The organism is Neorhizobium huautlense (assembly GCF_002968575.1).
Classification (GTDB): domain Bacteria; phylum Pseudomonadota; class Alphaproteobacteria; order Rhizobiales; family Rhizobiaceae; genus Neorhizobium; species Neorhizobium huautlense.
In genome coordinates this window covers 1-410 of the sequence record NZ_PVBM01000121.1, presented here as the reverse complement: position 1 = coordinate 410, position 410 = coordinate 1, and the positions used below count along the sequence as shown (strand labels likewise).

Here is a 410-nt window from a genome sequence, read left to right as displayed (position 1 = left end):
GCATGAAGATGGCGATGCATGGCGTTGATACCCCAATCGATTACCTGAACTCCCACGGTACTTCGACTCCGGTTGGCGACGTGAAAGAGATGGCAGCTATCCGTGAAGTGTTCGGCGATAAGAGCCCGGCGATTTCTGCAACCAAAGCCATGACCGGTCACTCTCTGGGCGCTGCTGGCGTACAGGAAGCTATCTACTCTCTGCTGATGCTGGAACACGGCTTTATCGCCCCGAGCATCAACATTGAAGAGCTGGACGAGCAGGCTGCGGGTCTGAACATCGTGACCGAAACGACCGATCGCGAACTGACCACCGTTATGTCTAACAGCTTCGGCTTCGGCGGCACCAACGCCACGCTGGTAATGCGCAAGCTGAAAGATTAATTCGCAGTAGGTCGGAGTAGACGCGCC

General features: G+C 55.9%; 1 pseudogene. It reads left to right on the top strand.

What is annotated here, in order from left to right:
- Positions 1–383: pseudogene (locus C5L12_RS27905) on the top strand (beta-ketoacyl-ACP synthase I); the annotation flags it as partial.
- Positions 384–410: the final 27 nt, after the last annotated feature.